The organism is Streptomyces sp. NPDC058964 (assembly GCF_042741275.1).
Classification (GTDB): domain Bacteria; phylum Actinomycetota; class Actinomycetes; order Streptomycetales; family Streptomycetaceae; genus Streptomyces.
Map to the genome: position 1 here is coordinate 8,060 of NZ_JBHYKH010000370.1, position 999 is coordinate 9,058.

At 73.7% G+C, this 999-nt stretch carries 1 protein-coding gene; it reads left to right on the forward strand.

Translation table 11 applies throughout. The annotated features are described in order from the left end of the window. Nucleotides 1–902, forward strand: a 902-nt coding sequence (locus ACFW2E_RS33400) for a DUF1015 family protein (RefSeq protein WP_384471607.1), incomplete at its 5' end; no start/stop codon positions are given. Nucleotides 903–999: the final 97 nt, after the last annotated feature.

Below are 999 nucleotides of genomic sequence, written 5' to 3' on the forward strand. Positions count from 1 at the left end.
GCGTGGTCCTGCCGCACGAGGACGTCATGCCGCCCGTCGTCGCGGACCGGGCGGCCCTCATGCGGGCCACGTCCGCGAACCTGGAGCCCCTGCTCCTGACCTACCGCGGCAACGGCTCCGCGTCCGAGGTCGTCGAACGCACCGCCGAACAGCCGCCGCTGCTCTCCACGACCACCGAGGACGGCTTCCTCCACCGCCTCTGGTCGGTCACCGACCCCGACGACGTGTCCCTCGTCCAGTCGGACCTCTCCCATCACCAGGCCCTGATCGCCGACGGCCACCACCGCTGGGCGACGTATCTGCGTCTACGCGCGGAGCACGCCTCCCCCAGCCCCTGGGACTACGGTCTGGTCCTCCTGGTCGACACGGTGCGCTACCCGCTCCGCGTCCGCGCCATCCACCGTCTGCTGCACGGTCTGCCGGTGGCGGACGCCATCGCGTCCCTCGACGGCCTGTTCCGGGTACGCCACCTCGACGTGCCGTTGCCCGAGGCTCTGGAGGCCCTCGCGGATTCGGCGTGCGCGGGCAACGCCTTCCTGCTGGCCGGCGACGGCGCGTTCCACCTGATCGACCACCCCGACCCGGACCTGCTGGCCCGTACCGTCCCGGCCGACCGCCCCGCCGCCTGGCGCACCCTGGACGCCACGGTCCTGCACGCAGCGCTCCTCGACCATGTCTGGGGCATCCCCGAGGATTCGCCCACGCACATCGCCTACATCCACGACACGGCCGCCACGGTCGAGAAGGCGGAGCGCAACGGCGGTACGGCGGTCCTGCTGCACCCGGTCCGCGAGGAGGTCGTACGCGACCTCGCCCGCCAGGGCGTGACGATGCCGCGCAAGTCGACGTCGTTCGGGCCGAAACCGGCGTCGGGGCTGGTGCTGCGCGCGCTGGGCCTCTGAGCGCCCCCGGACCCCCGGACCCCCGGCACAAGTGAGGGCGGGATCCCCTGATGGGGTGCCGCCCCCCCGCACAACCCCCCGGCAGCGCGGGGGGGCG